Source organism: Cupriavidus sp. 05N38, from assembly GCF_056397345.1.
The window spans coordinates 68,810-95,784 of the sequence record NZ_JBFTNF010000021.1 but is presented as its reverse complement, the minus strand read 5'-3'; the positions used below and the strand labels follow the sequence as shown (position 1 = coordinate 95,784).

The 26,975-nt window shown below is 66.3% G+C and carries 26 protein-coding genes and 2 tRNA genes; 7 read left to right on the top strand and 21 right to left on the bottom strand.

Features of this window, described 5'->3' with window-relative positions; translation table 11 throughout:
- Positions 1-3: 3 nt before the first annotated feature.
- Genes AC1DK4_RS17380 through AC1DK4_RS17350 form a run of 7 tightly spaced genes read right to left on the bottom strand, consistent with a single transcriptional unit; the run spans position 4 to position 7,257 of the window.
- Positions 4-1,467: an efflux transporter outer membrane subunit gene (locus AC1DK4_RS17380; RefSeq protein WP_441616862.1), complete on the bottom strand. Its 1,464-nt coding sequence runs from the start codon at positions 1,465-1,467 to the stop codon at positions 4-6.
- Positions 1,464-2,381, bottom strand: coding sequence for an efflux RND transporter periplasmic adaptor subunit (locus tag AC1DK4_RS17375; protein WP_477116288.1), 918 nt, complete (start codon positions 2,379-2,381; stop codon positions 1,464-1,466). The genes AC1DK4_RS17380 and AC1DK4_RS17375 overlap by 4 nt, the downstream gene beginning before the upstream one ends.
- Positions 2,378-2,590, bottom strand: coding sequence for a DUF1656 domain-containing protein (locus AC1DK4_RS17370; protein WP_441616866.1), 213 nt, complete (start codon positions 2,588-2,590; stop codon positions 2,378-2,380). The genes AC1DK4_RS17375 and AC1DK4_RS17370 overlap by 4 nt, the downstream gene beginning before the upstream one ends.
- Complete coding sequence (locus AC1DK4_RS17365) at positions 2,577-4,628, bottom strand: FUSC family protein (RefSeq protein WP_441616868.1); 2,052 nt, start codon at positions 4,626-4,628, stop codon at positions 2,577-2,579. Before AC1DK4_RS17365 ends, AC1DK4_RS17370 begins: the two co-directional genes overlap by 14 nt.
- Positions 4,629-4,684: 56 nt before the next feature.
- A complete protein-coding gene (locus AC1DK4_RS17360) occupies positions 4,685-4,822 on the bottom strand; it encodes a DUF2474 family protein (RefSeq protein ID WP_441616870.1) in 138 nt (45 codons plus the stop codon).
- On the bottom strand, positions 4,822-5,829 hold the full coding sequence (cydB, locus tag AC1DK4_RS17355; protein ID WP_441616872.1) for a cytochrome d ubiquinol oxidase subunit II: 1,008 nt from the start codon (positions 5,827-5,829) through the stop codon (positions 4,822-4,824). Before cydB ends, AC1DK4_RS17360 begins: the two co-directional genes overlap by 1 nt.
- Positions 5,830-5,835: 6 nt before the next feature.
- Entirely contained in the window at positions 5,836-7,257 is a 1,422-nt protein-coding gene (locus AC1DK4_RS17350) for a cytochrome ubiquinol oxidase subunit I (RefSeq protein WP_441616874.1), read from the bottom strand.
- 330 nt (positions 7,258-7,587) lie between these two features.
- Here AC1DK4_RS17350 and AC1DK4_RS17345 point away from each other — a divergent pair, with 330 nt between their 5' ends.
- The 4 genes from AC1DK4_RS17345 (at position 7,588) to moaA (ending at position 9,659) form a co-directional block, all read left to right on the top strand.
- Positions 7,588-7,803, top strand: a complete 216-nt coding sequence (locus AC1DK4_RS17345) for a helix-turn-helix domain-containing protein (RefSeq protein WP_441616876.1) — start codon at positions 7,588-7,590, stop codon at positions 7,801-7,803.
- A gap of 141 nt (positions 7,804-7,944) precedes the next feature.
- The gene (locus AC1DK4_RS17340) at positions 7,945-8,289 is read left to right on the top strand and encodes a hypothetical protein (protein WP_441616878.1); all 345 of its coding nucleotides are present in this window, start codon (positions 7,945-7,947) and stop codon (positions 8,287-8,289) included.
- Positions 8,290-8,368: 79 nt separating this feature from the next.
- On the top strand, positions 8,369-8,563 hold the full coding sequence (locus tag AC1DK4_RS17335; RefSeq protein ID WP_441616880.1) for a hypothetical protein: 195 nt from the start codon (positions 8,369-8,371) through the stop codon (positions 8,561-8,563).
- Positions 8,564-8,600: 37 nt separating this feature from the next.
- Positions 8,601-9,659: a GTP 3',8-cyclase MoaA gene (gene moaA / locus AC1DK4_RS17330; RefSeq protein WP_441617100.1), complete on the top strand. Its 1,059-nt coding sequence runs from the start codon at positions 8,601-8,603 to the stop codon at positions 9,657-9,659.
- A gap of 33 nt (positions 9,660-9,692) precedes the next feature.
- Here the strand turns inward: moaA and AC1DK4_RS17325 are convergent, their stop codons facing one another.
- The 6 genes from AC1DK4_RS17325 to AC1DK4_RS17300 all read right to left on the bottom strand — a co-directional run bounded on the left by AC1DK4_RS17325 (position 9,693) and on the right by AC1DK4_RS17300 (position 16,484).
- On the bottom strand, positions 9,693-9,989 hold the full coding sequence (locus AC1DK4_RS17325) for a transcriptional regulator (RefSeq protein ID WP_441616882.1): 297 nt from the start codon (positions 9,987-9,989) through the stop codon (positions 9,693-9,695).
- A gap of 3 nt (positions 9,990-9,992) precedes the next feature.
- Entirely contained in the window at positions 9,993-11,417 is a 1,425-nt protein-coding gene (locus AC1DK4_RS17320; RefSeq protein WP_477131659.1) for an aminotransferase-like domain-containing protein, read from the bottom strand.
- A gap of 55 nt (positions 11,418-11,472) precedes the next feature.
- Positions 11,473-12,678: a molybdopterin molybdotransferase MoeA gene (locus tag AC1DK4_RS17315; RefSeq protein WP_441616886.1), complete on the bottom strand. Its 1,206-nt coding sequence runs from the start codon at positions 12,676-12,678 to the stop codon at positions 11,473-11,475.
- Positions 12,672-13,544, bottom strand: coding sequence for a formate dehydrogenase accessory sulfurtransferase FdhD (gene fdhD, locus AC1DK4_RS17310; RefSeq protein ID WP_441616888.1), 873 nt, complete (start codon positions 13,542-13,544; stop codon positions 12,672-12,674). The genes AC1DK4_RS17315 and fdhD overlap by 7 nt, the downstream gene beginning before the upstream one ends.
- A gap of 145 nt (positions 13,545-13,689) precedes the next feature.
- Positions 13,690-14,154 carry a phosphate-starvation-inducible protein PsiE gene (locus AC1DK4_RS17305; RefSeq protein ID WP_441616889.1) on the bottom strand — a complete coding sequence of 155 codons (465 nt, stop codon included), beginning with the start codon at positions 14,152-14,154 and terminating at the stop codon, positions 13,690-13,692.
- Positions 14,155-14,159: 5 nt separating this feature from the next.
- Entirely contained in the window at positions 14,160-16,484 is a 2,325-nt protein-coding gene (locus AC1DK4_RS17300) for an FdhF/YdeP family oxidoreductase (protein ID WP_441616891.1), read from the bottom strand.
- A 378-nt stretch (positions 16,485-16,862) separates the two neighbouring features.
- On the opposite strand from AC1DK4_RS17300, the gene moaD reads away from it, so the two are divergent.
- Positions 16,863-17,120: a molybdopterin converting factor subunit 1 gene (gene moaD / locus AC1DK4_RS17295; RefSeq protein ID WP_441616893.1), complete on the top strand. Its 258-nt coding sequence runs from the start codon at positions 16,863-16,865 to the stop codon at positions 17,118-17,120.
- 34 nt (positions 17,121-17,154) lie between these two features.
- Here moaD and cynR read toward each other — a convergent pair whose 3' ends face one another.
- A complete protein-coding gene (gene cynR, locus AC1DK4_RS17290; RefSeq protein WP_441616894.1) occupies positions 17,155-18,036 on the bottom strand; it encodes a transcriptional regulator CynR in 882 nt (293 codons plus the stop codon).
- Positions 18,037-18,305: 269 nt separating this feature from the next.
- Here cynR and AC1DK4_RS17285 point away from each other — a divergent pair, with 269 nt between their 5' ends.
- Positions 18,306-20,249 carry a PAS domain-containing hybrid sensor histidine kinase/response regulator gene (locus tag AC1DK4_RS17285; protein ID WP_441616896.1) on the top strand — a complete coding sequence of 648 codons (1,944 nt, stop codon included), beginning with the start codon at positions 18,306-18,308 and terminating at the stop codon, positions 20,247-20,249.
- 701 nt (positions 20,250-20,950) lie between these two features.
- The gene (pstS, locus tag AC1DK4_RS17280; protein WP_477131658.1) at positions 20,951-21,943 is read left to right on the top strand and encodes a phosphate ABC transporter substrate-binding protein PstS; all 993 of its coding nucleotides are present in this window, start codon (positions 20,951-20,953) and stop codon (positions 21,941-21,943) included.
- Between the two features lie 125 nt (positions 21,944-22,068).
- Here pstS and AC1DK4_RS17275 read toward each other — a convergent pair whose 3' ends face one another.
- The 7 genes from AC1DK4_RS17275 to AC1DK4_RS17245 form a co-directional block, all read right to left on the bottom strand.
- On the bottom strand, positions 22,069-22,299 hold the full coding sequence (locus AC1DK4_RS17275) for a hypothetical protein (RefSeq protein WP_441616900.1): 231 nt from the start codon (positions 22,297-22,299) through the stop codon (positions 22,069-22,071).
- Positions 22,300-22,338: 39 nt separating this feature from the next.
- Positions 22,339-22,614, bottom strand: a complete 276-nt coding sequence (locus AC1DK4_RS17270; protein ID WP_441616902.1) for a DUF3562 domain-containing protein — start codon at positions 22,612-22,614, stop codon at positions 22,339-22,341.
- A 94-nt stretch (positions 22,615-22,708) separates the two neighbouring features.
- Positions 22,709-23,344, bottom strand: coding sequence for a YceI family protein (locus AC1DK4_RS17265; protein ID WP_441643246.1), 636 nt, complete (start codon positions 23,342-23,344; stop codon positions 22,709-22,711).
- A gap of 696 nt (positions 23,345-24,040) precedes the next feature.
- Positions 24,041-24,117, bottom strand: a tRNA-Arg gene (locus AC1DK4_RS17260).
- A 125-nt stretch (positions 24,118-24,242) separates the two neighbouring features.
- Entirely contained in the window at positions 24,243-25,139 is an 897-nt protein-coding gene (locus tag AC1DK4_RS17255) for a hypothetical protein (protein WP_441616906.1), read from the bottom strand.
- Between the two features lie 339 nt (positions 25,140-25,478).
- A tRNA-Leu gene (locus AC1DK4_RS17250) sits at positions 25,479-25,565 on the bottom strand.
- Positions 25,566-25,692: 127 nt separating this feature from the next.
- Positions 25,693-26,964: an amidohydrolase family protein gene (locus tag AC1DK4_RS17245; RefSeq protein WP_441643247.1), complete on the bottom strand. Its 1,272-nt coding sequence runs from the start codon at positions 26,962-26,964 to the stop codon at positions 25,693-25,695.
- Positions 26,965-26,975 lie beyond the last annotated feature (11 nt).

Genomic DNA, 26,975 nt, shown 5'->3' with positions numbered 1-26,975 from the left:
TTGCTATTCCGCGCTGGCCACTTCCTTCGCCTGCGCCGCATGCGTACTCTGCCAGCCGCCGCCGAGCGCCTGGAAGAGGTTCACCTGGTCCGTGGCCACCTTCGCATCGGACGCCGCCAGCGCCGCCTCCGCGCGCGCCAGGGCGCGGTCCGCATCGAGACTGGCGAGATAGGGCTGGCGCCCTCCCGCATAGAGCTGCCGGTGCTCGCGCGCCACCACCGACGCGGCGTCGCGTGCCTTGCGCAGGCCCTGGTTGCGTTCGAGCTCGTTGGTGTAGCTGGCCAGCGCGGTCTGCGTTTCCTCCAGCGCCTTGAGCACGACCCCGTCGAAGCGCGCCAGGGCCGCATCCGCGCCGGCTTCCATGCCATGGATGCGCGGCCGCACGCCATTGGTCGGGAAGTTCCAGGTGATCAGCGGACCGAACCCCCAGTGCGCGGTGGGACCCGTTCCCAGGTCCGCCAGCAGGCCGGTCGCGCCGACCGAGGCACCAATGCGGATCGAGGGATAGAGATCGGCCGTCGCCACGCCGATCCTGGCCGTCGCCGAGGCCAGCTCCCGCTCGGCCTGCCGCACGTCGGGCCGCCGGCGCAGCAGCGCCGCGCCATCCCCGACCGGAATCGCTTGCCGCGGCCGGGGCTCCTCGCGGCATGCCGCCTGCGCCCCGGAATCCGCCCCGGGCGGCTGCCCCAGCATGACCGACAGCCGATAGGCCGCCGCCGCCTGCTCTGCCCTGAAATGCGGCAGCGCCGCCCGCAATCCTTCTGCCTCGCCCTGCGCCTGCGATGCGTCGCTGGGCTGGCTGCGCCCGGCAGCGACCAGGCGCCTGACCACCTCGGCGCCGCGCTCCTGCAATGCCAGCTGGCGCTGCGCCACCTCGAGCTCATGCGTGGCGGCGCAGCCCTCGACGTAGGCGCGCACGGTCTGCGCCACCACGCTCACCCGGGCGGCATCCAGCGCTGCCTGGCTGGCCTGCGCACTCGCCAGCGCAGACTCGTCGGCACGCGCGAGCTTGCCGAAGAAGTCCACCAGGTAGGAGACGGAAAGGCCGTAGTCGCCAAGATTGAAGACCGGCACCTTTTCCTTGATCAGCACGCTTTCGCCAGACAGCTGCGCGCGTTGCACGCTGGCCGAGATGCCGCCCTGCACCAGGTTCTCCGCCTCGACCTCGTGATAGTTCGCGATGGCGCGGCGCAGGTTGGCTGACGCCACGCGCAGGTCCGTATTCGCGGCAAGCGCCTTCTGCACCAGTCCATCGAGCTTCGGATCGTCGTAGAGCCGCCACCAGTCGTCCGGCAGCGGCGCAACCGAGATGGCCGGATCGCTGGTGCCGAAGAGCGGTCCATTGGCCTGCACGGCCTTCACCGCGGCCTGGTCGGGCACGCGGTAGTCGGGGCCCACCGCGCAGGCGTAAAGCAAGGGCACGGATGCCGTCATCAGCGCAAGCCGCGCGCAGGTCTGTCTGTTCATTGCTGCTTCTCCTTCAATGACGCACCCTGCCCGCCCGCCAGCGCCCGGGGCTGCTCGCGCACGCTGACCGTCGCGGTGCGCCCGGACACAAGCCGCACGTCGGCCGGCACATCGTCCAGCACCACGCGGACCGGCACGCGCTGGGCCAGGCGGACCCAGTTGAATGTCGGGTTCACGTTCGGCAACAGGTTGGAGCCGCTGGTGCGGTCGCGGTCCTCGATCCCTGCCGCAATGCTCTGCACATGGCCGTGCAGCACCGTGTGCTCGCCCATGATGCGGACATCGACAGGGTTGCCCGCGCGGATCCCGTGCAGCTTGGTCTCCTCGAAATAGCCCTCGACATACAGCGAGCCGCTATCGACCATCGACAGCGCCGGCTTGCCCGTCGTCACATAGTCGCCCAGGCGCGGCAGCCGGTCATTGAGATAGCCATCCACCGGGCTGACCACATGTGCGCGCGCCAGGTTCAGCTCGGCGAGTTCGACAGCGGCTTCGGCCTGCGCGAGGGCGGCCACGCCTTCGTCCACCCGCTCCTGGGTCGTCTCGACCACTTCCGTGGCGACCACGTCCGAGAGCGTGCGGTTGCGCGCCGCCTCCCTGCGCGCCTGCGCCAGGGTAGCCTTGCGCGCCGCAGCGGTCGCCTTCGCTTGCTGCAGCGCCAGCGTGAACCGGTCGGGATCGATGACGAAGAGCAACTGGCCGCGATGCACCTGGGCGTTGTCCTTCACCAGCACCTGGGTCACCAGCCCGGACACATCGGGCGCGAGCTGGACGACGTCGGCGCGGACATGGCCGTCGCGCGTCCAGGGCGCCACGGTGTAGTAGTCCCACAGGTGCTTGCCGGTCGCCGCCGCGGCGCCGGCGACCAGCAGGGTCAGGGCCACGGATGCAAGCGTAGTGATGTTGAGTTTCATGATGACAACTGGCGTGCCAGGGCAACCACGCCGCCCAGCACAATCAGGTAGATAGAGAAATTGAACAATGACCGGTGCCACACCAGCCGGTAGAAGCCGCTTCGGGCCAGCGCCGCGCGCAGCACCGCCGTGAGGCCCAGGGCAAGCAGCATCAGCACCAGGATGCTTGGCACGAAGACGCCATAGACATCGATTTCACTGGCCAGCATGGCGCACCTCCCGGATCAGCAGTGGAGCGGCATCGGCGCCCTTCCCGGCCGGGGCGAACAGGCTCAGGCGCAGGGAAACGAGGGCGGCGATGGCCTCCTGCGACATCGCATCCGCCGGCGAGGCAATCGCCGCGATCGCGTCGTCGATGCGGCGCGCCAGCGCGGGCGGTGCCGGCAGCGCATGCCCGGCCGCGACGCGTGAGCGGTAGTGGCGCGCCACTGCCAGCAACAGGCGCGAGACCGCCCTGCGCGCCCCGGGCTGCAGGGCCCCGACGTCGCGCTGCAGGGCGAGCGCGCTGAACCCCGCCTGCAACTCGGCAAAGCCGTCGGACGACGCCTTGTCCCGGTTGGCGGCGAGCATCGGCACCAGCCGGCTGAACCGGTCCAGCATCCGGCCGCCCAGCGTCGGGTGTGCCGCGGCTTCCCGCCGGTCTGCGCCGAGGGCAATGTCCTTCCAGCTCGCGCGGATCAGGCGGCGCAGCATCACATGCGAGCCGAACGGCCGCGTCACGAGCACCCACACCGGCGCGAACAGCATGGCGGCGAAGCTGGCCAGGCTGCTGTTGAAGATGTCGGCGAAGTTGGCGTCATAGACGCTCTGGACGTTGGCGAAGGAGGCCGAGTTGACCGAAAGCAGCACCGCGAACAGGTTGAAGCCCGGCCGCGGCATCAGGGTGCCGATCCCGAGATAGGGAATGGCCAGCATGGCGGCCAGCGAACCGAAGTCATGCGCATAGGGCAGCACGAGAAACTGGTAGAACCAGGAAATCAGCAGGCAGACACCGCTCCATTTCACGAAGCGCCATGCGAGCTTGTGCGGCTCCTCGGTGGTGGCGAAGAAGCTGCTGGTGAGCGCCGCCAGGCCGACGGCACCGGCGCCGTCCACCCAGCCGGAGAGTATCCAGAACAAGCCGGCGCAGAACACCGCGAGCGCGGCCGAGCACGCGTAGAACAGCAGCATGCCGTGGTCATGGTAGTAGGCGCGCGCGCTCAAGGCGCCGCCGTACCGCATGGCCGGCATCGCGCTGGCCGCGCGTGCGTCGCCGATGCCGCGCCGCAGCGCCTGGCAGTCCTCCCACAGGTCGCCGAGCGTATCGAGATGGCTGGCGGCGGTGGCGACCAGGCCGGCGTGCCAGCCCGGCGCGCGGTCGTACTCCTGCCACGCGGTGTGCGCAGCCGCGGGCCTGTGCGGATCCGCATCCGCGCCGGCCGCGATCCACTGCGTCAGCGCAGCCATGCGCCGCGCCAGGGACGTGGGCATGCCCTCGGGGTGATGGCGCAGCGCCCGGGTCACCTCGGCCAGGGACGACAGCACCGGCAGCAGCATCGTCATGCGCTCGTGCAGGGCACGCGCGCGCTCCAGCGTCGCCGCGCTCTCGGTGTCGTAGGCAAGCTGGGCAATCAGGTGATCCAGGGCAAGGATGTCGGCGGCAAGGTGATGGCGGCTTTGGTGTTGCTCGGCCAGTTGCGCCCCCTGCGGCGAGAGCATGTCGGCGACCCATTGCGCGGCGTCCGCCAGCCACGCTTCCGCCCGGCCGCGCAGCGCCGGCGCCACCTTCTGCGGAAACACCAGCGAGCTGACCAGGCTGGCGCAGACGATGCCGAGCACGATCTCCTCGATGCGCGCCAGGGCGACATCGAATACCTGCGTTGGCTGCGTGACCGCAGGCAAGGCGACGATCGGCAAGGTGTAGGCCGCGAGCAGGAAGATATAGCTGCGCGGCGCGCGCTGCATCAGCGAGAGATACAGGAACGCGCCGGTCCACAGCGAGATCGCCCCCATCAACATCAGCGGCGCGTTGACCAGCGGCGGCACCAGCGCCACCGCGGCGGCGGCCCCCAGCAACGTACCCGCTACGCGATAGGCGCCTTTCGAGCGCGTTGCGCCGGTCAGCGGATTCGAGACGAGATAGACCGTCGCCATGGCCCAGTAGGGTCGCGGCAAGCCCAGCGCCAGCGCAATATAGAGCGCCAGCATCGAGGCAATAAAGACCTTGGCGGAAAACAGCCACTGTCCTGGACTGGGCCAGATAGACATGACAGGAACGGGAAGCTTGGTTCAGAAGGATCGAGCGGGTCGCGCGCGGGCGCGCATCAGCTCACGAGGCCGCCCACTCGCATCAGCAGGCGCATGGCGCAGGCAAACAGGAATACCGTACCGACGCCGCCGGCCCACAACAGGATGAGCCAGCCGATGCGCGTGCCCAGGCCGGTCATGATCGTGGCTGCCATCAGTGATAGGCCTCCCCGTGCCTGACCTTCCCGCGAAAGACGTAGTACGACCACGACGAGTAGGCCAGGATCACCGGGACGATGAACAGCGTGCCCACCAGTGCGAACCCCTGGCTCTGCGGCGCGGACGATGCCTGCCAGATCGACACGCCGGGCGGGATGATGTTCGGCCACACGCTGATGGCCAGGCCCGTATAGCCCAGGAAGACGACCAGCAACGCGTACAGGAACGGCGAGACGTTCGGCTTGCGCGCGAGCGCCTTGTGCATGCCGCGCACCGCCACCAGTACCAGGACCGGCACCGGGAGGAAGAAGTACAGGTTCGGCAGCGCAAACCAGCGATGCGCGATCTCCGGATGTGTCAGCGGCGTCCAGATACTGACCGCGGCGATCATCGCCAGCATCGCATTGACCAGCAGCCCGGCGAGCTTGAGCATTTTCCACTGCAGCATGCCTTCGGTCTTCATGATCAGCCACGTGCTGCCGAGGAAGGCATACGCGACGATCACGCCGACGCCGGTGAAGAGCGGGAACGGTGCCAGCCAGTCGAGGGCGCCGCCGACGTACTCGTTGCCGTTCATGGCGATGCCGTCGATATACGCGCCCAGGGTCACGCCCTGGAAGAACGCTGCCGCGACGGATCCGCCGATGAATGCCTTGTCCCAGAAATGGCGGCTCTGGTCGCTGGCCTTGAAGCGGAACTCGAAGGCGACGCCGCGGAAGATCAGCGCCACCAGCATCAGCATCAGCGGCAGATACAGCGCGCTGAGCAACACCGCATACGCGAGCGGAAATGCCGCCAGCAACGCAGCGCCGCCCAGCACGAGCCAGGTCTCGTTGCCGTCCCACACCGGTGCCACGGTGTTCATCATGACGTCGCGGTCACGCCGGTCGCCGACAAAGGGAAACAGGATCCCGATGCCGAGGTCGAAGCCGTCCATGATCACGTACATCATCACGCCGAAAAAGATAATCACTGCCCAGATGAGGGGAAGATCGATGCCCATTGCCATTTACCTGTTGATGTATTGCGCCTTGCCCGCGACCGCGGCCGTGCCCGCCAGCACGAAGGATTCGCCCGCCGTATCCAGGCCGTGGCCATGCGGGTTCGCTGCCGGCCCCTTCTTCACCAGCTTCAGCATGTAGCCCACGCCCACGCCGAACACCAGGAAATAGACGACGACGAACAGCGCCAGCGACATGGCGACCGGGCCCAACTCATGGCGCGAGACGGCGTCATGCGTGCGCAGGAGCCCGTACACGACCCACGGCTGGCGGCCGATCTCGGTGGTGAGCCAGCCCGCCAGCAACGCGATCAGGCCGGTCGGCCCCATCACGACGGCCAGACGCAGGAAGAGACGCGTGCGATAGAGCGCAGCCTTGCGCCGCAGCAGCAGGCCGAGCACGCCAAACGCGATCATCAGTACGCCCAGGCCCGCCATGACGCGGAAGGTCCAGAACAGGACCGCCGAATTGGGCCGGTCTTCTTTGGGGAAGTCCTTCAGGCCCCGGATCTGTCCGTCAAGGCTGTGGGTGAGGATCAGGCTGCCGAGCCGCGGGATCTCGACGGCGTAGCGGGTTTCCTCGCGCTCCATGTCCGGGATGCCGAAGACGATGAGCGGAAAGCCGCCCTTGTCGTCCTTGGACGCGGTGTTCCAGTGGCCCTCGACGGCGGCGATCTTGGCCGGCTGGTACTTCAGCGTGTTCAGGCCGTGGGCATCGCCCACCACCGCCTGCAGCGGCGCGACGATCAGCACCATCCACAGGGCCATGGACAACATCTTGCGCACCACCGGCGTGTCGTTGCCGCGCAGGAGCTGCCATGCGCCAGCCGCGGCCACGAACAGCGCCGTGGCAAGGAAGGCGGCAATCCCCATATGCGCCAGACGGTACGGGAAGGACGGATTGAAGATGACGGCCAGCCAGTCGGTCGGCACCACCTTGCCGTTGAGGATCTCGTAGCCGGCCGGCGTCTGCATCCAGCTGTTCGAGGCCAGGATCCACGTCGCCGAGATCAGGGTGCCGATTGCCACCATCACCGTCGAGAACAGATGCAGGCCTGGCCCGACCCGGTTCCAGCCGAACAGCATGACGCCGAGGAAGCCGGCCTCGAGGAAGAACGCGGTGAGCACTTCATAGGTCAGCAGCGGCCCGGTGACGCCACCGGCGAACTCAGAGAAGAAGCTCCAGTTGGTGCCGAACTGGTAGGCCATCACCAGGCCGGACACCACGCCCATGCCGAAGTTGAGCGCGAATATCTTGATCCAGAAGTGATAGAGGTCCCGGTACACCGGCTTGCTGGTGCGCAGCCAGGAAACCTCGAGGATGGCCAGGAAGCTGGCCAGGCCGATCGTGATGGCCGGGAAGATGATATGGAAGGAAACCGTGAATCCGAATTGGATGCGCGCGAGATCCAGCGCTGTAAGTCCGTGCATCGATATGCTCTCCGTGATTGATCCGCCGGGTCGCGCAGTCTGGGCGCGGGCCGGCATGCCGGCAGCGCGGGACTGCATTGCGCCACCACCACACACCCCGGCAATCCCCGACGGAATGCATTGCGAGACCAGGTTGCAACGCCTCTCGACGTCATGCTGTGCAGAGTACGGAATTCACCCCCCGGCCGAGAGATACAGTTGCCGGGATAGCGTTCAGGTGCAGTTGGACGGGCCGTCCTGCGCGCGCGCAATGCCTCTGGAATCCGTTCCACCACGCCGCAGCCACCGGGCGGATGCGCACGACAGCGCACCCCCGGGAGGAACCGCGAAATGACGAGCGGCATGCGCGCTGCGGGCGATCGTGCACAGGACCTGCTCACCACCGCAGACGCGCCAGTCGCGCGGCTTGCACCCGAGGTGGGAGTCCAGACGCAGGCGCCCTTCGCCAGCGTGTTCAAGCGCTTGTGCGGCGAAACGCCATCGCGCTGGCGGCAGCGCAACGCCCGCCGCCAGGCTGCCCGAGACCAAACTGTTCTGTTGAGTTAGCTGCTGCTTTGTACGTGATCGCGCCGGGCCCTGTCTCCTACCATCTGGGTAACAGATCAGCGAGAACGGCATCAACGCCGCGGCAGACATCTCCGATCGCAAGCGCTGTTGACACGTTGGACCAACCGATTCGAGACCATCATGAAAGCCACCACACTCAATAAGCTCCTCGTCACCGCCCTCCTGAGCGCAAGCGCCATCGCCGCCCTGCCGGCCCACGCACAGGGCCCGAAGGACAGCGCCGGCGCCGGTGACAAGTACGGCTATGTCATGCGCCAGGGCAAGGCGGATCCGTTCACCGAAGGCCGCAACGTCAACACTGCGCGCAGCAGCTTCACCGACGGCGCCCGCGCCCAGGGCACGCGCGACCCGTACACCGACGGCGCCCACGGCGCCGCGGCCCTGGAACTCGCCGGCATGGACCGTACCGGCGTCTCCGCGCCGCCGAGCCATGGCGCATCGGCCGGCACCGATGCGGCCGCCTGAGCCGGCATGGCGACGGCTCCGGTCACGGGGCCGTCTTGCACGCACCGAATCCGACACGGCATCCAACGAGGAACCCATCATGAAGTCCGCACTTGTACTACTCGGCGCCGCTAGCGCGCTATGCATGTCCCTTCTCGCCCATGCCGGTCCCGACTGGCAGGTCATCGAGAAAGCGCGGGCCGACCAGCGCGCCCGCCAGAACGCCGCGCACTCCTGCGCGACAAGCGCGCCGCAAGCCACGGCGCCGGCGGCAGGCGGAGCCAGGGCCAGCTGAGCCTAGCCCGATGGAACACGCCACTCACGCGACCACGATGCCTGAAGCGCAGGATCGCGAGGCGCAGCCGCCGTGCACCGATCGCCTGGGCCGCCCGCTGCGCGACCTGCGGCTGTCCGTCATCGACCAGTGCAATTTCCGCTGTACCTATTGCATGCCGAAGGCGGTCTATGGCCCGGACTTCCCCTTCCTCACCGCGGCGCAGCGCCTGTCGGACGCGCAATTGCTCGCCATGGCGCGCGCCTTCGTCGGCCTTGGCGTCGAGAAGATACGGCTTACCGGCGGCGAGCCCCTGCTGCGCAAAGGCATCGAATCGCTGGTGGAGCAGATCGCCACGATGCGAACGCCAGGAGGCAAGCCAGTCGAGGTAGCCATGACGACAAACGGCAGCCTGCTTGCCACCAAGGCGCGCTCGCTCAAGGACGCGGGCCTGCGGCGCGTGACGGTCAGCCTGGACAGCCTTGACGATGCGACCTTCCGCCGGATGAACGACGTGGACTTCCCGGTCGCGCGGGTGCTGCGAGGCATCGAGCAGGCAAGCGCGGTCGGACTGACGCCGCTCAAGGTCAACTGCGTGGTCGAGAAGGGCACCAACGATGGCGAGATACTGCCCCTGGTCAGCCACTTCCGCCACAGCGGCGTCACGCTGCGCTTCATCGAGTTCATGGATGTGGGCGGCGCCCAGTCATGGGACAGGTCCAGGGTCGTGACGTCCGACGAGATACGCAAGACCGTCGAAGCGGCCTATCCCCTGGTGCCCGTGGCAAGGCTGGCGTCGGAAACCGCCACCAACTACCGGCTCGCCGATGGCAGCCTGGCGGTCGGCTTCATCTCCAGCGTGTCGCACCCGTTCTGCAGCGACTGCACGCGTGCCCGGGTGTCGGTGGACGGCAGGCTGCACCACTGCCTCTTCGCGACGGAGTCCGTCGATCTCAAGCCCTTCCTTGCCGGCACGCTGCCGGCCCGGGCTCTCGAACAAGGCATCCGGGCAGCGTGGGAAAACCGCGCCGACCGCTACTCGGAGTTGCGCGCGCACCGGCTCAGCACCGGGAAGAAGCGCTACCCCACCGTGCGCATGTCGCTCGTGGGCGGTTGAGCCTGGCCCGCCCGCCGCCTCGGCCGCCGGGGTTCAGCGGGCAAACAGTTGCGCGCAGACTTGCACCCCGGCCGGGGTGAGCCTGGCCGTCCCGCGTCCATCCTCCCCGATCTCCGTGTCGGCAAGCTCGACCGACCGGAGTTGCGTCAGCACGCGCCGCAACACGCTCATCTGCAACGCTGCCTGCTTGCTGATCTTGGCCAGCGACCACGGCCGCCCCGCCGGATCGCGGGCGGCCGCGTACAGGATCTGGAGAACGGACACGAGCGCCGGGTCCAGGTCTTCGGGGGCTGCGGCAGCGCCGCCTTCATCGATGGTTGAGTCCGACATCACTTATTTCTGCCGTTCGCACAGGGTTTCGACCAGCTTGCCGAGCGTCACTACGGCCGCCTCGGTCTCCGTGGTCCACGGCGCGCTGTAGTTCAGGCGGATAAAGTTCTTGAAGACCGGGCCCGGGGAAAAGATATGACCCGGCGCAATCGTGATCTTCCGCTCCAGCGCCAGGTGATATAGCTCCATCGCATCCACGCATGCCGGCAGCTCGACCCACAGCACGTATCCGCCGGCCGGCCGGGATGTCTTGGTGCCCGGCGGGAAGAAGCGGCGCACCGCCGCTGCCATGATGCTGGCCTGCTGCGCGTAGGCCTTGCGCACGCGGYGCAGATGGAAGTCGTAGCCGTCGTTCTTGAGGAACTCCGCGATGGCCAGCTGCGGGATCGCCGGCGTGGTCAGCGTGTTCAGGAATTTCAGGCGCTCCACCTGGTCGCGATACCGGCCTGGCAGCGCCCATCCGATCCGGTAGGCATTGGTCAGCGTCTTGGAAAAGGAACAACAGTGCAGCACGATGCCTGCGGTGTCGTAGGCCTTCAGCCCGCTGGGGTGGGCGTCGCCGTGATAGAGCTCCCCGTAGACATCGTTTTCTATCACCGGCACATTCTTTTCCGTCAGCATTGCCACCAGCTGGCGCTTTCTTTCGTCCGGCATCTCGAACCCCAGGGGGTTCTGGAAGTTCGGCATCACCATGCACGCCGCAATCCCCTTTTCGTCGATCAGCCGGGCCAGCTCCGCGATATCGATGCCCTCGACCGGATCGGTCGCGACTTCGATGGCGCGCATGCCGAGACGTTCGATGGCGTGCAGCATCGCGTAGTAGGTCGGCGATTCCACGGCGATCGTGTCGCCGGATTTGGCGACTGCCTGCAGGCAAAGATTGATGGCCTCGGTCGCGCCGATCGTGATGATCAGTTCGTTCGGATCCACGGCATAGCCATTCTCCAGGTAACGGCGCGCGATCTGCCGGATGAGCGCGGGACATCCTGGCGGCAGGTCGTCGAGCAGGTTCCACCTGGCATACCGGCGCGCGATATTGTTGGCATACTGGTTGATCCGCTGCCAGGGAAACAGCGACGGATCGGGATACGGCGAGCCCAGGGGCACGGCTTCGTCGGAGCGGATCGAACGCAGGGTCGACAACACCAGGGCGCTGACGTCCACGGCCGATGGCCGTGTGCTCGGCCTGGAAGCCCGCAGCTCCACGGCCGGCTCCTCGGGCCGCGCCCTGACGAAGTAGCCGGACTGGGGGCGGCTTTCGATGATGCCGCGGCTCTCGAGCAGGACGTAGGCGCGTATCACCGTCGTGATGCTCAGCCGGTGGTGTTGGCTGGTCTGGCGTACCGACGGGATGCGGTCGCCCGGCAGCAAGCCGCCCTGCCTGACCAGCCCTTCGACATCCGCGGCGAGTTTCTCGTACAGTTTCACACCGCTAGCCTTTCACAAATCAACATGGATCGGGATCGCCGGCCGCGCCGCAGCGCTAGCAGAGCCAGCGATTCAGATCATAGAACGGAACCAGGTCGTGCGGGCGAACCTCGGTTTGCGGCGACACCCGGACAAAGCCGGAGGCGCCGCCCAGCGCCGACACCGACGCCGCGCCCTGCTGCTCGCTGAGCCGCGCGCGATCCATCCCGCACAGCCCGGCGACGCGGGCGGCCCTGAGGAATTCGTCGCGGCCAGCGGTCTTCTCGGCGGCAAACTGCGCATGCACGAAGCCGACCGGGGGGCACAGTTCGGCCCGCCCCTGCAGCTTCCTGAGCATCGGCGTCACCAGCAGCGCAAAGGTCGTATACGCCGCCGCCGGGTTACCCGGCAGGCTCACCACCGGCTTGCCCCTGAGGCGGCCGAGGGAGATCGGCTTGCCGGGTTTCATATTGACCTTCTGGAACAGGAGTTCCCCCCCGGCCGACACCAGCGCGGCGTTTACCAGGTCCTTGGCGCCCGTGGAGGCGCCGCCGGTGACCAGCAGGATATCCGCCTCCCTGGCAAGTTCGAGCAAGGCCTCGTGGACTGCCGCCTCGTCATCCGGCACATGGTTGCGCGAGCGGACCACCGCGCCAATGGACTGGACCAGGGCCTCCAGCATCGGGCCGTTTACGTCCCAGACCTGGTGCGCGCCGTGCGGCTCGTCGTTCGCCGCCACCTCGTCGCCGGTCGTCAGGATCGCCACCTCCGCCAGCCGGAAGACCGGCACGCTGCCGACACCCTGCGAAGCGAGCGCGGCGATATGGCCCGGCTGCAGCAAGGTGCCCGCGGACAACAGCGGCTGGCCGGCCCGTACATCCTCTGCCTGCCTGCGTATGTGCTGGCCCGGCGCCGGCGCCCTGGTGAACGTCACCGAGCCATCCGCCGGCGCGGCATCCTCCTGCGGGACCACGGTATCGGCGCCGGCCGGGATCAGGGACCCGGTGTACAGCCGGATGGCATGCCCCGCCTCCAACGGCTGCGGCACCATGCCCGCGTAGCAGACCTGCTGGATGGGCAAGGGCCTGCGCCGGCCATAGTCGGCGTGGCGGATCGCATAGCCGTCCATGGCGCTCTTGTCGGCCGGCGGGGCATCGCACTGGGCTTGCATATCGCGAGCCAGGATCCTGCCATTTGCCAGGCTGAGCCAGGCCATTTCAACCTCGGCGACAGACTCGACGCTCTGGGCGAACAGCGCCTGCGCCTTATCGAACCCTAGCATGACCCACCTCCGTTATCGCAAGCGGCGGCAACGCCACGCAGGGCGGGCTCGCCTGGCATCGCCGTGTACTGGACGTAGCCGTCCTTGCGGCAAAAGCTCAGCAACTGCAGCCCCGCCTGCCCGGCGATCTGGATCGCCAGGGAGGTCGGCGCCGAGATGGTCGCCAGCAACTGGATGTTCATCCGGGCTGTCTTGCGCACCAGCTCGTAGCTGGCCCGGCTGGAAAGGAAGACAAAGCCTTCATCCGTTGCCACGTCATGCATCGCCAGGTAGCCGATCAGCTTGTCTAGCCCGTTGTGGCGGCCGACATCCTCGAATACATGGAGGACCTCGCCGGCCGGGTTGCACCAGGCCGCCGCATGCACGCCGCCGGTACGCTTCATCAGGACCTGCCACGACGGCAACTGCGAGGCGGCCCGCTCGATGATTTCCCGCGTCGGCGATATCCTCGTGCGCGGCGTCTTCATGAACTCGGGCACCAGGTCCAGCAAGGCAATGCTCTCGATGCCGCATACGCCGCAGCCGGTCCGTCCGGCGAGCGTGCGGCGATGTTCCTTCATGGCGGCAAACGCGCGCTGGCTGATGCGCAGATGCACCTCCACGCTGGCCGGGCCGACGAGCGGCTCGACATCGTAGATCTCGGCGTAGTCCTGCACCAGGCCTTCGGTCAGCGTGAAGCCGACCGCGAACTCTTCCAGGTCCAGCGGCGTGGCCATCATCACCGCATGCGAGATGCCGTTGTAGACCAGGGCGACGGGAACCTCCTGCGCCACGCTGTCGGTGGCCGGCATCGCCGTGCCTGCCCGGTGCCTGACGATCGTCCGCTCTTCGTATCCCGGGTGGATCGCCTCTTCACTACTGTGCATATCAACCTCGCCATCACAAGGGACCGTGCGGCCAGTCGCCGGACACGCACGGTGCATGGAGAAATACCGGGAGCAGTCCCGCCGGCGCGGCCGGCACGGTTTCCCGGCCGATCCGCAATGCGCGTCCTGATCCGCCTGCCGGGTCCTAGTCCGGGCTTCCCGCCTCGCCGTCGTCCGTGCTCGGGAAGCGCGCCTGGCCGTAGCGCAGGATCAGGACGCCGCACGCCAGCATGGCGATGCCGCCGCACAGCGCCAGCAGGTGCAATTCCGTCGCCTCGTTGTAGCGCAGGATCACGTCGCGAGCGAGCGAGACCATGGCGATGTAAAGCGGGAATCGCACCGGCAGCTGGCCCAGCTTGAGGTAGCGGGCCACCATGGCAAGCACCTCGAGATACAGGAACATGACGAGAAGATCGGTGATCGACACGGCGCCCGTGCCGGCAATCTTCCAGCCCTCCTGGACCATGGCGAACGACGTCGCCAGCCCGATGACGACGAGTCCGACCAGCTCGACCACGCCGAGCAGCGACTCCAGGTGCGTGCGCACGGCCGCCTGCAGCGACGATCCGCCGTGGCGCTGGCGCAGTGCATGATCCTCTGAACGTGTCATAAGCTTCATGCCGCGGCAAGCCGCTGCACGGCCGGTGTGAGCAGCACGGGGATCGACTTCGATGTCGGCGTGCCGGAACCGTCGCCGCAACTCTCCAGCGGCACCAGCGGATTGGTTTCCGGATAGTAGGCACCCAGGCAGCCCTGCGGGATGTCGTACTCGACCAGCCGGAAATCCTCCGCCCGGCGCTCGACGCCGTCGTCCCAGACGCTGGTGATATCGACGTGCTGCCCCGCGGCCAGACCCAGCCGCGCCAGGTCCGCGGCGTTGATGAATACCACCCGCCGCAACCCGAAGACGCCGCGATAGCGGTCGTCCAGGCCATAGATGGTGGTGTTGTACTGGTCATGCGAGCGCGTGGTCATCATCACCATCAGCGCATCGCCGTAGCGCGCGCGCGCGCGGCTGATCGGCGTGTCCTTCTCGATGCTGTTCACCACGAACTCGGCCTTGCCCGACGCGGTCTTCCAGACGCGGTTGCGCGATGCCGGCGTCAGGTGGAAGCCGCCCGGGATCGCCACGCGCGCGTTGTAGTCCTCGAAGCCGTCCAGCACCTTTTCGATGGCGTCGCGGATGCGTGCATAGTCCCCGGCGTACCACATCCAGTCGATCTTGCCGGAGCCGAGCGTGGCCTGCGCCATGCGCGCAACGATCGCCGTCTCGGACAGCAGGTCCGGCGATGCCGGCTCGTTCATGCCGTAGGAGATATGCACCATGCAGACCGAATCCTCGACGGTCACGCCCTGGGCCACGCCGTCCTGCAGGTCGATCTCGGTCCGTCCCAGCGTGGGCAGCAACAGCGCTGCCTTGCCATGCACCAGGTGGCTGCGGTTGAGCTTGGTGGCGATATTGACGATCAGCTCGCACTTGCGCAGCGCATCCCAAGTGCGCGGCGTGTCCGGCGTGGCGATCGAGAAGTTGCCGCCCAGCCCGACGAACACCTTGACCCGGCCATCGAGCATTGCCGAGATGGTATTGACCACGTCGTAGCCGTGCTTGCGCGGCGGCTCGAAGCCGAAGGTGGCACCGAGGCGGTCGAGGAACGCGTCGTCAGGCTGCTCCTCGATGCCGACCGTGCGGTCGCCCTGCACGTTGGAGTGGCCGCGCACCGGCATCAGGCCGGCGCCCTCGCGCCCGATGTTCCCGCGCAGCATCATCAGGTTGGAGAGTAACTGGATGGTCCCGACCGAGTTCTTGTGTTGCGTGAGGCCCATGCCCCAGCAGGCAATGACCCGCTTGCCGTTGACGTAGACGTCCGCCAGCGCGTCGATGTCCTGGCGGCTCACGCCCGACTCCTCGACGAGTTCCGCCCAGCTCTGCGCCCGCAGATCGTCGGCGAACTGTTCGAAACCGTTGGTGTGTTCGTGGATGAAGCCGACATCGATCACCCGCTGCGCGCCGAGCACGACCGCGTCGTCGTCGAGCTCGATCACGCGCTTGGCGAGGCCCTTGATCAGGGCAAAGTCGCCGCCCAGCCTGGGCCGCACGAACATCGACGCGATCCTGGTGCTGGAGCCGGTCAGCATTTCCACCGGATGCTGGGGGCTGGAGAACCGCTCCAGCCCGCGCTCGCGCAGCGGGTTGATGGAGACGATGGTGGCACCCCGCCTGGCGCATTCGCGCAGCTCGCCGAGCATGCGCGGATGATTGGTCGCCGGGTTCTGGCCGAAGATCAGGATCGTGTCGGCGTGCTCGAAATCGTCCAGCACCACGGTGGCCTTGCCCACGCCCACCGTGACCGGCAGCCCGCGGCTGGTGGCCTCGTGGCACATGTTCGAACAGTCCGGGAAGTTGTTGGTGCCGTATGCCCTGACAAACAATTGGTAAAGGAACGCGGCTTCGTTGCTGGCGCGGCCCGAGGTATAGAAGGCAGCCTGGTCCGGGTCATCGAGGGCGTTCAGGTGGCGCCCGATGATGGCGAAGGCGTCGTCCCACGAAACGGCCGCGTATTTATCGGTCTGCGGGTCGTACGCCAACGGATGGGTGAGGCGGCCGTGCTGCTCGAGCTCGAAGTCGGTCTGCTGCATCAGCTCCGCCACCGTATGGCTTGCGAAGAATTCGGGCGTGACGCGCTTGCTGGTCGCCTCCGCCGCAACCGCCTTGACGCCGTTCTCGCAGAACTCGAAGGTCGAGGCGTGTTGCTTGTCCGGCCAGGCACAGCCCGGGCAATCGAAGCCGTCGGCCTGGTTCTGCTTGAACAGCGTCTTGTACTTGCCTCCGGCAACCCTCTCCTTGATCAGGTTGATGGCCACGTACTTCAGTGCCCCCCACCCGGCGGCAGGGTGAGTGTAGGGAGCGATGTGGCCCTTTTCGGGTGCAGGTGAGCTCATGGCGGTAATGTCCTCAAGAATGGCATCGGCGGCCGCGGTCGGATCCGGGGCGACGGCACGCTCTGCATGCAGTACAGCCAGAGTAAGTGCGGGAGGCGTCGCGGGGTACGCACAGACCGACACCCGTGCGAGCAGTACAGTCGGCCCGCACCGGAACTGTGCTTCGTCTTGTCCGGGGGGATTGTGTGGGCCGCGTCACCCGCGACCGATCCGAAGTCGATCCTGTCGCGGCGCGCCGGGCCACAAACTGTTCTGCGCCGGTGGGCGTGGCACTGTACCCATTGCCCCGGGGCTGCCCCTTCTACCATCAGGCCGACGCTCCCCACGCGCACGCCGCCGGACAACACCGCCACGGGCGCGACCTGATTCGAGAGACCCATGAAACTACATCTGAAGTACTTCGCAAGCATCCGCGAGGCCGCCGGACTAGGCGAGGAAACGCTCGACGCGCCGGCAAGCGTGGCCACCGTCCTGGATCTGCGTGTTCATCTTGCCAGCCGCGGTGGCGCCATCGGCGACGCGCTGCGTGACGACCGCCCGGTCCGCGTGGCCCTGAACCAGGCCGTCTGCACGATGCAGAGCCGGCTCAGGAGCGGCGACGAGGTGGCACTGTTTCCTCCGGTTACCGGCGGGTAGGGCCAGGTCACCGGCCGCCGCGCAGGCGTTTGGCTCAGCCAGGCAACGCCTCCAGGGCAAAGTCGATGAACGCCCGCGCGGCGGCGCTTCGGTACGCGCCCTTGCGCTGGAGCAAGGCGGCTTCCCGCGATGGCAGGGGCGGCTCCAGCTTTATCTTGCACAAGCCGCCACTTTCCTGCGCGATGGCGGCGGGCAGCACCGTCATCAGCCGGCCGCGCTGGACCGCCTCGATCACCGCGTTGACCGAGTTTGCCTCGAGCGCGATCCGCGGCACCACGCCGATCCGGCCCAGGTAGTTGTCGACGTAATGGCGTGTCGCGAATTCGGTGGTCAGCAAGGCAAAGGGCTCGCCCTCCAGTTCGTTCAGCGTCAAAGCCGTACGCCTGCCGGCGTAGCGGTGCCTCGTGCCCACCACCAGCGCCAGCGCCTCCACCAACAGGGTCTGGACTTCGATATCCACCAGGCGCACATCCCTGAATGCGATCCCCACGTCGAGGCGATCCTCCGCCAGCAGCTGTTCGATCTGCTCCTGCGGCATTTCCAGCACACTCAGCGCGACGCCGGGATAACGCTCGTTGAAATCCATCACCAGGGGTCCGACCAGATAGGGGGTGAAGGTCGGCGTCATCGCCAGCCGCAGGCTGCCGCGCGTCAGTTCCTGCACATCGTGCACCGCCCTTTTCCCCGCTTCGAGATCCTGCAGCGCACGGCGCGCATAGAGCAGGTACGCCTGTCCCGCGTCAGTGGTCCGGATGCCGCGCCCGGACCGGTCGAACAGCTGCACGCCCAGGGTTTCTTCGAGCTGCCGGATCTGCTGCGAAAGGGTCGGCTGGGAGACATGCAGCACCTCGGCCGCCCGGGTGAAGTTGCCGCTCTCGGCGACGGCGAGGAAGTAACGGATATGACGGAGGAGCATCGGATTCCATTATTGGACTTGCCTATGAAAAGCATGATAAGCCGGTGTCGGATCCAATGGCAAAACATGCCCATCCCGCACCCGCCGGGACCCCGCGCGCAACGAAGTCCCTGCCGGCCTGGCTGTTCCGACCCATACCGGCTACAGGCTGCACACGCGCCCCGCCACGCGCGGCGGCTCCCGGCAAGTTCCGCGGCGCTCCCGGCTTTCGCATAGAACGCCGGCTGCGTGTATGCTTTGAAGACCACACCTTGTTCGCGCCATCGGTCATGAACGCCCCCGCCCCTGCCGCCCCTTCGCAAGCCCCCCGCCCGCACGGTGCTTCGATCTCGCCCGATGTCAGCTTTCGCGAGGTCGTGGAGAGCATCGTGGACTATGCAATCTTTACCCTCGACACGGCCGGGCGGGTCACGAGCTGGAATGCCGGCGCGCGGAAGATGAAGGGCTACGCCGACAATGAAATACTCGGCGAGCATTTCTCCAGGTTCTACACCGAAGAGGCAATCGCGCGCGGCTGGCCGGAGCACGAACTGCGCGTGGCCCGGCTGGAAGGCCGGTTCGAAGACGAAGGTTGGCGGGTCCGCGCCGATGGCACCCGTTTCTGGGCCAACGTCATCATCACGGCCATCCGCGATGCCGACGGCCAGGAAAGCGGCTTCATCAAGGTCACCCGCGACCTGACCGAACACCGGCGGACCGAGGAGGCCCTGCGGCAAAGCGAGGAAATCCTGCGCTTGCTGGTCGAAGGGGTCAAGGACTATGCGATCTTCCTGCTCGACCCGCACGGCTGCGTGATCAGCTGGAATTCGGGCGCCACGCTGATCAAGGGCTACACCCGCCAGGAAATCCTGGGCCGGCATTTCTCGCTCTTCTATCTGCCCGAGGACATCGCCGACGGCAAGCCCGAGCGCGAGCTCGCCACGGCGCGCCGCGTGGGGAGTGTCGAAGACGAAGGCTGGCGCGTGCGCAAGGACGGCTCGACCTTCTGGGCCAATGTCATCATCACCCCGGTCTATGACTCAACCGCCGTCCTGCGGGGCTTTGCCAAGGTCACGCGTGACATGACCGAGCGGCGCCGCACGGAAGAACTGGAGCGTTCCAGCCGGCGCATGACAGAGTTCCTCGCCACCCTTTCGCACGAGTTGCGCAATCCGCTGGCACCCGTTCGCAACGCGCTCAACGCGATGAAGCTGCTGCCTGATGGCCGCCACGTCGTCGAACGCTGCCACGCGTTGATAGACCGCCAGATCACGCTCCTGACCCGGCTCGTGGACGACCTCCTCGACGTGGGGCGCATCAGCTCCGGAAAAATCGAACTGCGGCTGGCCCCGGTGGAGTTTCGCGAACTGGTGTCCCATGCCATCGAGGCCACGGCACCGGTGCTCGAGGCGCGCGCCCAGACCGTGCGCGTCGATCTGCCGCCTGTGCCCGTCGTCCTGACCGCCGACCGCACGCGGCTGGTGCAGGTACTGCAGAACCTGCTGGTCAACGCATCGAAATTCTCGCCCGAGCACTCCATCATCGACGTGGCAGGCACGTTGGGTGAGCGTCATCTCATGTTCAGGATTTCCGACCAGGGGGCCGGCATATCCGCCGACGCGCTCGATAGCATCTTCGACCTGTTCGTGCAGGTCAACCGATGGACAAGCAACCATAGCGGGGGGCTGGGCATCGGCCTGTCCCTTTCCCGCTCATTGGTGGAGCTGCATGGCGGCACCATTTCCGCCGCCAGCGCCGGGCTGGGCAAAGGCAGCACCTTCACCGTCCGCCTGCCCTATCATTCCCCGCCGGCCAGCGCGGAGCGGGCAAGCGCATCACGCGCGGCGGCGGCACGCGAGGCGTGCCTGCGCGTACTTGTCATCGACGACAACCAGGACTCGGCCGACAGCCTGTCCATGCTGCTGACGCTGCGCGGCCATGAGGTGGTGACCGCCTACGATGCCGAGCAAGGCATCCTCGCGTCCGCCAGATGCCACCCCGATCTTGCCCTCATCGATATCGCCATGCCCGGCATGGACGGCCTGGCGGCGGTGCGCGCGCTGCGTGAGTTGCCAGCATGCGCACGCACGCGATTCGTCGCCATGACCGGCTTTGGCCAGCCCGAAGACCGGGAGCGCACCCGTGCCGCAGGCTTCCACTTGCACCTGGTCAAACCGATCGATCTGCCCACGCTAGTCGAACTGCTGGCACAGACGGGGCAGCCGCCGGCCTGAGTGGCGAGCGCCACCGCGCAGCCGCCTGGCGTTGTCCGCGGTGACGCGAGACCGTCGACATGCCTGACGATGTGGCCAGCCGCGCCATTGCACGGGGCGCAGCCCTCGCGACGCTCGCCAGACAGGTCCGTCCTTTGGTCCTGACCCAAGGCACCGGACATGCCCCCCCTTGCCAGCGAAGCGCAGCCTGATCTGGCGTCAGCATGCCAAGCCAGCAGCCAGTGGCGACTCTCCTTATCTGATAAGGCCGACTTAGAACCGCACGGGACATCGCTGTCATGAAATTGAAATATTCAATTCCATGAATTTTATTCTGAAAATTATCTTCAATAGCGATATCAGCTCATCCGTATATGCTTATAAATTCCAAAGAGGAAGTAATGTCTCCTGCAAGGCTTCCATCCTGGATAGGCATACCGCGGTCGGCACATCCAGGCGCTTCGAATAGCGTACCAAACGAATGGCGTGCCAAAGCCATGCAGGGCACGGTCCGAGTCATTCCCATACCAGGAAAATCGCACGCAACTCAAAAAATGCGCTTCAGGTTTGCGGGCAAGAATCTATGCTTGATAGCTAGTCAATACGAGGAGAGAGGAGCGTAGCCAGCGGGGCTCAATGAATAGTTCGACTTATCCAGGAAATGAACATGAATTGGGGAAAAAATGAGTGGTAGCCGGATCTGCTGGAGCGTGTGGCATCGTGTGAGCGTCGCCTGTGCCATCGCGGTATTTTTCATGTCCGCACGAGCCGGCGAGATAACCGGTGCCGGCTCGACCTTCGTCTATCCCATGCTCTCCAAATGGGCGGCCACGTATTACGTCAAGACGGGACAGCAGGTGAACTATCAAGCCACCGGGTCTGGCAACGGCATCAAGCAGATCAAGGCCGGCAGCGTCGACTTTGGCGCCTCCGACATGCCGCTCAAGCCAGATGAGTTGCGCGCGGCAGGTCTCGTCCAGTTTCCGCTTGTCATCGGCGGCGTGGTGCCGGTGATCAATCTGGACGGGATCGCACCAGGCCAGATCCGCCTGACCGGCCCGCTGCTCGCGGATATCTTCCTGGGCAAGGTAGTCAACTGGAGCGACCCTGCCATCGCCGCGATCAATCCAGGCATGCGCTTTCCCCCGCAGAAGATCGTCGTGGTCCATCGCAGTGACAGTTCGGGCACCACATTCAACTGGGCTGACTACCTGTCCAAGGTGAACGGTGAGTGGAAAGCCAGCGTCGGCGCCGGGACCACCGTCAAGTGGCCCGTGGGGATCGGCGCCAACGGCAATGACGGTGTCGCCATCTATCTGAAGAACGTCAAGGGCGCGATTGGCTATGTCGAGCTAGCCTATGCCTTGCAGCGAAAACTCCCCTACGCATCCGTGCAGAATCGCGGAGGCAACTACGTTGCGCCCACGCGCGAAACGTTCAGCGCCGCGGTGGCATCTGCCGCATGGCAGAAGAGCGCGGACTTCTACCAGGTGGCAACCGATGCGCCAGGCCTCAATGCGTGGCCCATTGCCGGCGTCGTGTTTGTGATCATGCCCAGGACGTCAAGGAGCCCGGCGACGGCGAAGGACGCCCTCGCCYTTTTCAGGTGGGCGCTGAACGAAGGGCAGGCAGACACCGGCGCCGAACACTATGTTTCACTCCCGCCCGACCTGGTCAGGCAAGTCGAGTCCTACTGGGATGAGAACATCAGGTAGGCGGTGGGGTTCCGGTCTCGACCAGAACGCCCGCAAACCCGAGACGGTCGTAGTGCGCTAGCGCGGCTCGCCGGTCGGCGAGCGTCATGACGTCCAGGCCGTCCGCCGTCGCCGGCATACTTGGCCTATCGTTGCTTTGCCGAAGCCTCGAACCTGGCCAATACCCGAGCCTGGACAGCATCCATGATGGTGAGGACCTGGTCATCGACGGACGCACTTGCTGTCACACCAGTCGCATCCTTCGGCTTTGAGCCGACCGGATAGAAAACGAATACCGTGTCGAACCTGCCTGCCGACACTTTCTTCAAGCGCCGGTTGAGTGCCTTCAGGTACTGTTTCTTGATTGCCTTTGACATAGGGTTCCGGACGCTCCGTGCTGTTGCAAATGGCGAGGCTCAAGCGCCCGTGACGCGTTGCCCTCGTCGTCGAAGTGCTTCTTTGACTCTCTTCTCCGCCAACAGTAGAACATAGTCCGGGAACTTCGCATCGGTCGAAAGTGCGTCCCACGCGCTCCAGAATTCCCATTGAATAACTTCCCTCGGCACATTGTGGCACCGGGCGATCCGGTCAATTGCCTCCACCACGGACGAAGGGCGCGCCGGGCGGCCGTCGCCAGGACCAGGAGCGCTTACCGAGGGATCTGTCGGCGCAGCCTCGACTGAGTGATGCATGATTACCTTCCGCAGCGGAACGTCAGCTTGAGTCTAGACGCCGCAGGGCCCGTACGCATGCAGGATTTCAGCCGCCCCGGTATTGCCAGGCCCGTCAGGGCCCATGCACGAACTCCACCTGAATCACCATGTGCACGACGTCGTCCACGGCGGGGAACCATGTTGCAAAGCCGAACTCCCGGCGGCTGACGTCTCCGGCCGCGGAAAAGGCAAGCGTGCCTTCGCGATGCGGATCGCCGGCGGGGGCGTCCGGTGTCACGAGCAGGCTGATCGGACGCGTGATGCCGCGGATCGTAAGGTCGCCGAGCAGCCGCCCGCCGCCATCGCCGGTGCTGGCAAAGCTGGTGCTGACAAAGCTGATCTCCGGATAGCTGGCGACATCGAGCATGCCGCCGCCCCGGATAATCGCGGACAGGAAGCGCGGGCGCGCCTCGACGCTTGCGGCATCGATCGTCACCGTCACGCGGCCCGACTCAAGACCTGATCCTGTGCCTTCGAGTTGCGCGCTCATGCGGTGAAAGCGCATGCGGATCCTTGAGTGCGTGAAGGCGACGACATCGAGTGTGACGCTCGATCGCTGCGGCGCAAGCACGTACCGATCGGGGTGCCTGTCGGTCTCGGCCTGCTGTGCCTCGCCGACGGCAATCGCCAGCACCGCGAATGTCGCGAGCATGAGCCTGGCGACCGCATGCACGCGGGTGGCGCGGATCCGGCGTGGCGAATCGTGCACGATGCCTCCCCTGAAGAAGGAATGTGGCCCGCCTGGGTAAACGCGTGGCGGCCGGCATTTATTCCAGGCCCGCCGCCCGGTCGGGAAGCCGGGCGCTGCGCGATCGAGCAACGCACAAGGGCCTGTCAAGCCTGCGCGAAATCCCGGGCCGCAGGCGCCCGCGACGAGATCAGGAAGCTCCGTGTCGGGAAGCCCGGCAATCCCCAATGAGGCGAGCGGGGTTCCATATTCTCCGGACATCCGCGTGGCAGCGACGTTCTCCGCATATGTGCGTTTCCGCACAGTATGGTGCCCAGTGCTGCGGCCGTCTTCCGCTATGGTAGACATTGCACGGTGCGCCCGGTATGTCGCGCCGCTTGCCGGAAGCTGCCAGGTATTAAAGGCGAATCCGCCAGCCGATGAAACCCGCCGCCTGGCGTCCTGCAAAGAGCGTAGCGCAACGCAGGTCGCGATCATGGTGGCTCTTAGCTCGTCCCTTCCGTGCAGTCGCCCGCAAGACCAAGGCCTCGTTCTTCCGGACCAATTGGCGGACGATGGTCACGCGCTTCGTCCTTGGTTTCCGATGGGCCTGTCGCATAGGGTTGCTATACGCGGGATAGCCTCGGATCTCCGGCATGATGCAGGCCAACTGCCATGAAGCTGGCAGCGGAGCCCAAATGAAAAAGGGCTTCCATTTCTGGAAGCCCTTTTAATAGGTGGTGCGGCTGGCAGGATTCGAACCCACGACCCCTTGGTTCGTAGCCAAGTACTCTATCCAACTGAGCTACAGCCGCACGCGAGGTCGCCATTGTAGCGCAGCGGCGCATGAATGCAAGCGTTTTTTACATCCGTATGGCACACCTCTCCCCAGGCCGTCAAACAGCCTGCCCTGCCTGCCTGCTGCCTGCGAGAGACCTGCCTACCAGCGATAGCGCGCGCCCAAGGTGCCGCCCGGACTGCGGCCGGCCTTCAGCTTGAGCCATAACTTGACGCCACCGTTGGTGCTGCCGTGCGCGCCCACATTGAGCGACAGCAGGCCACGCAGCATGTCGGGATCGATGCGCGTGCCATTGATATTGATGACCTGCTTGCGGTCCTGCCATAGATCCGCTTCGACAAAGGGATAGATGCCGTTGGCGCCGGTGAGCCGCGTGGGCTGGGTGCGGTACAGCCGCACCATCACCTCGGCGGCGCTGGCATCGCCTGGCTGGACACCGAGGAAGCCAGAGCCACCCCTGTCGGCGCCGGACTGGTAGGCGATCTGCACGCGTGGCTGGATCGTGAGGCCGCCGGCCTGCGGCAGCACGGTATCCAGCGCCAGCGCCAGGCTCTGCACGCGGTTGCCGACATAGCCAGTAGCGCTCGTGACATCGTCCAGGTGCAGCGATACCGCGGGCCGCGCGGGTCTTGGAGCGGGCTCCGTGTAGACGATGCCGGCGGCCGCGGCCAGCGGGCCGGGCGCATCGTTGTAGGCAGTGGAAGGCGGCCCGGATGAGAGCGCCACGGCGGGCCGGCCCCAGCCGCCGAGCGAGGCCGCCAGGCTGGGCTGGGCGGCAGTGGCGCCTGCCGGCAATTCCGTGGGGACTGCGGCTGACGCGCCCGACTGCTCGTCCGACGCGGCAGGCTTCATGACAACCACCACCACGACAGCTTCGTTGCTGGCTACCTGGGTGGGTGATTCGGATTCGAACGGATCCCAGGCGAGGCCGGCGCCGCCGCCGGCCGGGCGTTCTTCGGCCTGCGCCAGCGTGGCGACAAGGAAGGCAAGTACGGAGCAACAGCGCAGGCAGCAGGCATGAGGATGGAGATGGGACACGCTCGTGCAATGCCCGGAAGCAGCGCTGCCCGCACCGCCTCCTGTGCTGCTCGGAGATGACACGCCCCTGGCCATGACTGCACCCCTGGCTCGAAAAAAGCTACGACTTTCGCTTGAGCATAGGTCAAAGCCGGCGCAAGCGTTAGGATCTGCACGCTTACCTTCGTGCGGCGCCGCACGACCTGGGTTTCGGCGGCCGGGCCTGCGCGCCCGGGGCCGGCAGTTGCACCGGTCGCGGGATGGCATCGCCACGGCTTTCGCCACCCCGATGCCGCGCCACAAAGGACGCGCCATAAAAAAAAGGCCGCTGCGTAAGCAACGGCCTTTTTTATCGAGTCTTGGTGCCCAGAAGAGGACTCGAACCTCCACAGTGTTGCCACCGCTAGGACCTGAACCTAGTGCGTCTACCAATTTCGCCATCTGGGCTTCGTTTTGCTGCCTGAATTGCTGCAGCGCTGCGAAGAATTGAATTATGCCGAGTGCGGAATATCCTGTCAACTGCCCCTCGGTACTTTCTTTCAAGAACGCGTCTTGCCCCGGGTGGCGCGCGCGGTCATGGCTGGAAGCACACCTGCCCTGGCCGGCCGGCCAGATGCAACGTGGCGGTAGCCGGGCGCGTGCTGGCCACCACCTTGCCGCCGCGCAGCACCAGCAACCGCGTGGCGCGCAGCCGGATCGCCTCCACCGGATCGCGCGCCTGCAGCAACACAAGGTCGGCACGGCAACCGGGCGCGATACCGTAGCCTTCCAGGCCCAGGATGCCGGCAGGTGTCTTCGTGACCGCATCGAAACAGGCGCGCATGGCATCCTGCCCGGTCATCTGCGCCACGTGCAGGCCCATGTGCGCCACCTCCAGCATGTCGCCGGAGCCCAGCCCGTACCACGGGTCCATCACGCAATCGTGGCCGAAGGCAACCGGCACGCCCGCGGCCATCAGTTCCGGCACCCGGGTCATGCCACGGCGCTTCGGGTAGGTATCGTGCCGGCCCTGCAGCGTGATATTGATCAGCGGGTTGGCGATGGCGGCCACGCCGGCTTCGCGCATCAGCGGGATCAGCTTGGACACGTAGTAGTTGTCCATCGAGTGCATCGAGGTCAGGTGCGAGCCGGTGACCCGGCCCTGCATCCCCAGGCGCACCGACTGCGCCGCCAGCGTTTCGACATGGCGCGACAAGGGATCGTCGCTCTCGTCGCAATGCATGTCCACGCGCAGGCCGCGCTCGCAGGCCAGTTCACACAGGATGCGCACGGATTCCGCGCCATCGGCCATGGTGCGCTCGAAATGCGGAATACCGCCGACCACATCCACGCCCATGTCGAGCGCCCGCCTGAGGTTGTCGAGCGCGCCAGGCGCGCGCAGCACGCCGTCCTGCGGAAACGCCACCAGTTGCAGGTCCAGGTAGGGCTTGACCCTCTCGCGCACGTGCAGCAGCGCCTCGGTGGCGAGCAGGCGCGGGTCGCAAACATCCACGTGCGAGCGGATCGCCAGCAGCCCCTTGGCMACGGCCCAGTCGCAATAGGCGAGCGCGCGCTCGACGATGGCCTCCTGCGTCAGCAGCGGCTTGAGTTCGCCCCATAGCGCAATGCCCTCCAGCAAGGTGCCGGACTGGTTGATGCGCGGCTTGCCGTAGGACAGCGTGGAATCCATGTGGAAATGCGCATCGACGAAGGGGGGCGTCACCAGTTGGCCGGCAGCGTCGACCTCGGTGGCCGCGTGCGCCGTGAGGGCCGGCTCCGCGGCCTTGATACGATCGCCGGCGATGCCGATATCGATGCCGGTGCGCCCATCCGGGAGCGAGCAGTTGCGCAGGATCAGGTCGAGCATGATGGGCTCTT

Coding starts and splice junctions, on each gene's coding strand:
- AC1DK4_RS17275 (WP_441616900.1), bottom strand. CDS start 22,299: ATGTCAAAGGCAATCAAGAAACAGTACCTGAAGGCACTCAACCGGCGC.
- AC1DK4_RS17300 (WP_441616891.1), bottom strand. CDS start 16,484: ATGAGCTCACCTGCACCCGAAAAGGGCCACATCGCTCCCTACACTCAC.
- AC1DK4_RS17270 (WP_441616902.1), bottom strand. CDS start 22,614: ATGCATCACTCAGTCGAGGCTGCGCCGACAGATCCCTCGGTAAGCGCT.
- AC1DK4_RS17365 (WP_441616868.1), bottom strand. CDS start 4,628: ATGTCTATCTGGCCCAGTCCAGGACAGTGGCTGTTTTCCGCCAAGGTC.
- cydB (WP_441616872.1), bottom strand. CDS start 5,829: ATGGGCATCGATCTTCCCCTCATCTGGGCAGTGATTATCTTTTTCGGC.
- cynR (WP_441616894.1), bottom strand. CDS start 18,036: ATGCTCCTCCGTCATATCCGTTACTTCCTCGCCGTCGCCGAGAGCGGC.
- AC1DK4_RS17315 (WP_441616886.1), bottom strand. CDS start 12,678: ATGCTAGGGTTCGATAAGGCGCAGGCGCTGTTCGCCCAGAGCGTCGAG.
- AC1DK4_RS17340 (WP_441616878.1), top strand. CDS start 7,945: ATGAAAGCCACCACACTCAATAAGCTCCTCGTCACCGCCCTCCTGAGC.
- AC1DK4_RS17380 (WP_441616862.1), bottom strand. CDS start 1,467: ATGAACAGACAGACCTGCGCGCGGCTTGCGCTGATGACGGCATCCGTG.
- moaA (WP_441617100.1), top strand. CDS start 8,601: ATGCCTGAAGCGCAGGATCGCGAGGCGCAGCCGCCGTGCACCGATCGC.
- AC1DK4_RS17350 (WP_441616874.1), bottom strand. CDS start 7,257: ATGCACGGACTTACAGCGCTGGATCTCGCGCGCATCCAATTCGGATTC.
- AC1DK4_RS17335 (WP_441616880.1), top strand. CDS start 8,369: ATGAAGTCCGCACTTGTACTACTCGGCGCCGCTAGCGCGCTATGCATG.
- AC1DK4_RS17375 (WP_477116288.1), bottom strand. CDS start 2,381: ATGAAACTCAACATCACTACGCTTGCATCCGTGGCCCTGACCCTGCTG.
- moaD (WP_441616893.1), top strand. CDS start 16,863: ATGAAACTACATCTGAAGTACTTCGCAAGCATCCGCGAGGCCGCCGGA.
- AC1DK4_RS17325 (WP_441616882.1), bottom strand. CDS start 9,989: ATGTCGGACTCAACCATCGATGAAGGCGGCGCTGCCGCAGCCCCCGAA.
- AC1DK4_RS17285 (WP_441616896.1), top strand. CDS start 18,306: ATGAACGCCCCCGCCCCTGCCGCCCCTTCGCAAGCCCCCCGCCCGCAC.
- AC1DK4_RS17360 (WP_441616870.1), bottom strand. CDS start 4,822: ATGGCAGCCACGATCATGACCGGCCTGGGCACGCGCATCGGCTGGCTC.
- AC1DK4_RS17345 (WP_441616876.1), top strand. CDS start 7,588: ATGACGAGCGGCATGCGCGCTGCGGGCGATCGTGCACAGGACCTGCTC.
- AC1DK4_RS17370 (WP_441616866.1), bottom strand. CDS start 2,590: ATGCTGGCCAGTGAAATCGATGTCTATGGCGTCTTCGTGCCAAGCATC.
- fdhD (WP_441616888.1), bottom strand. CDS start 13,544: ATGCACAGTAGTGAAGAGGCGATCCACCCGGGATACGAAGAGCGGACG.
- AC1DK4_RS17305 (WP_441616889.1), bottom strand. CDS start 14,154: ATGACACGTTCAGAGGATCATGCACTGCGCCAGCGCCACGGCGGATCG.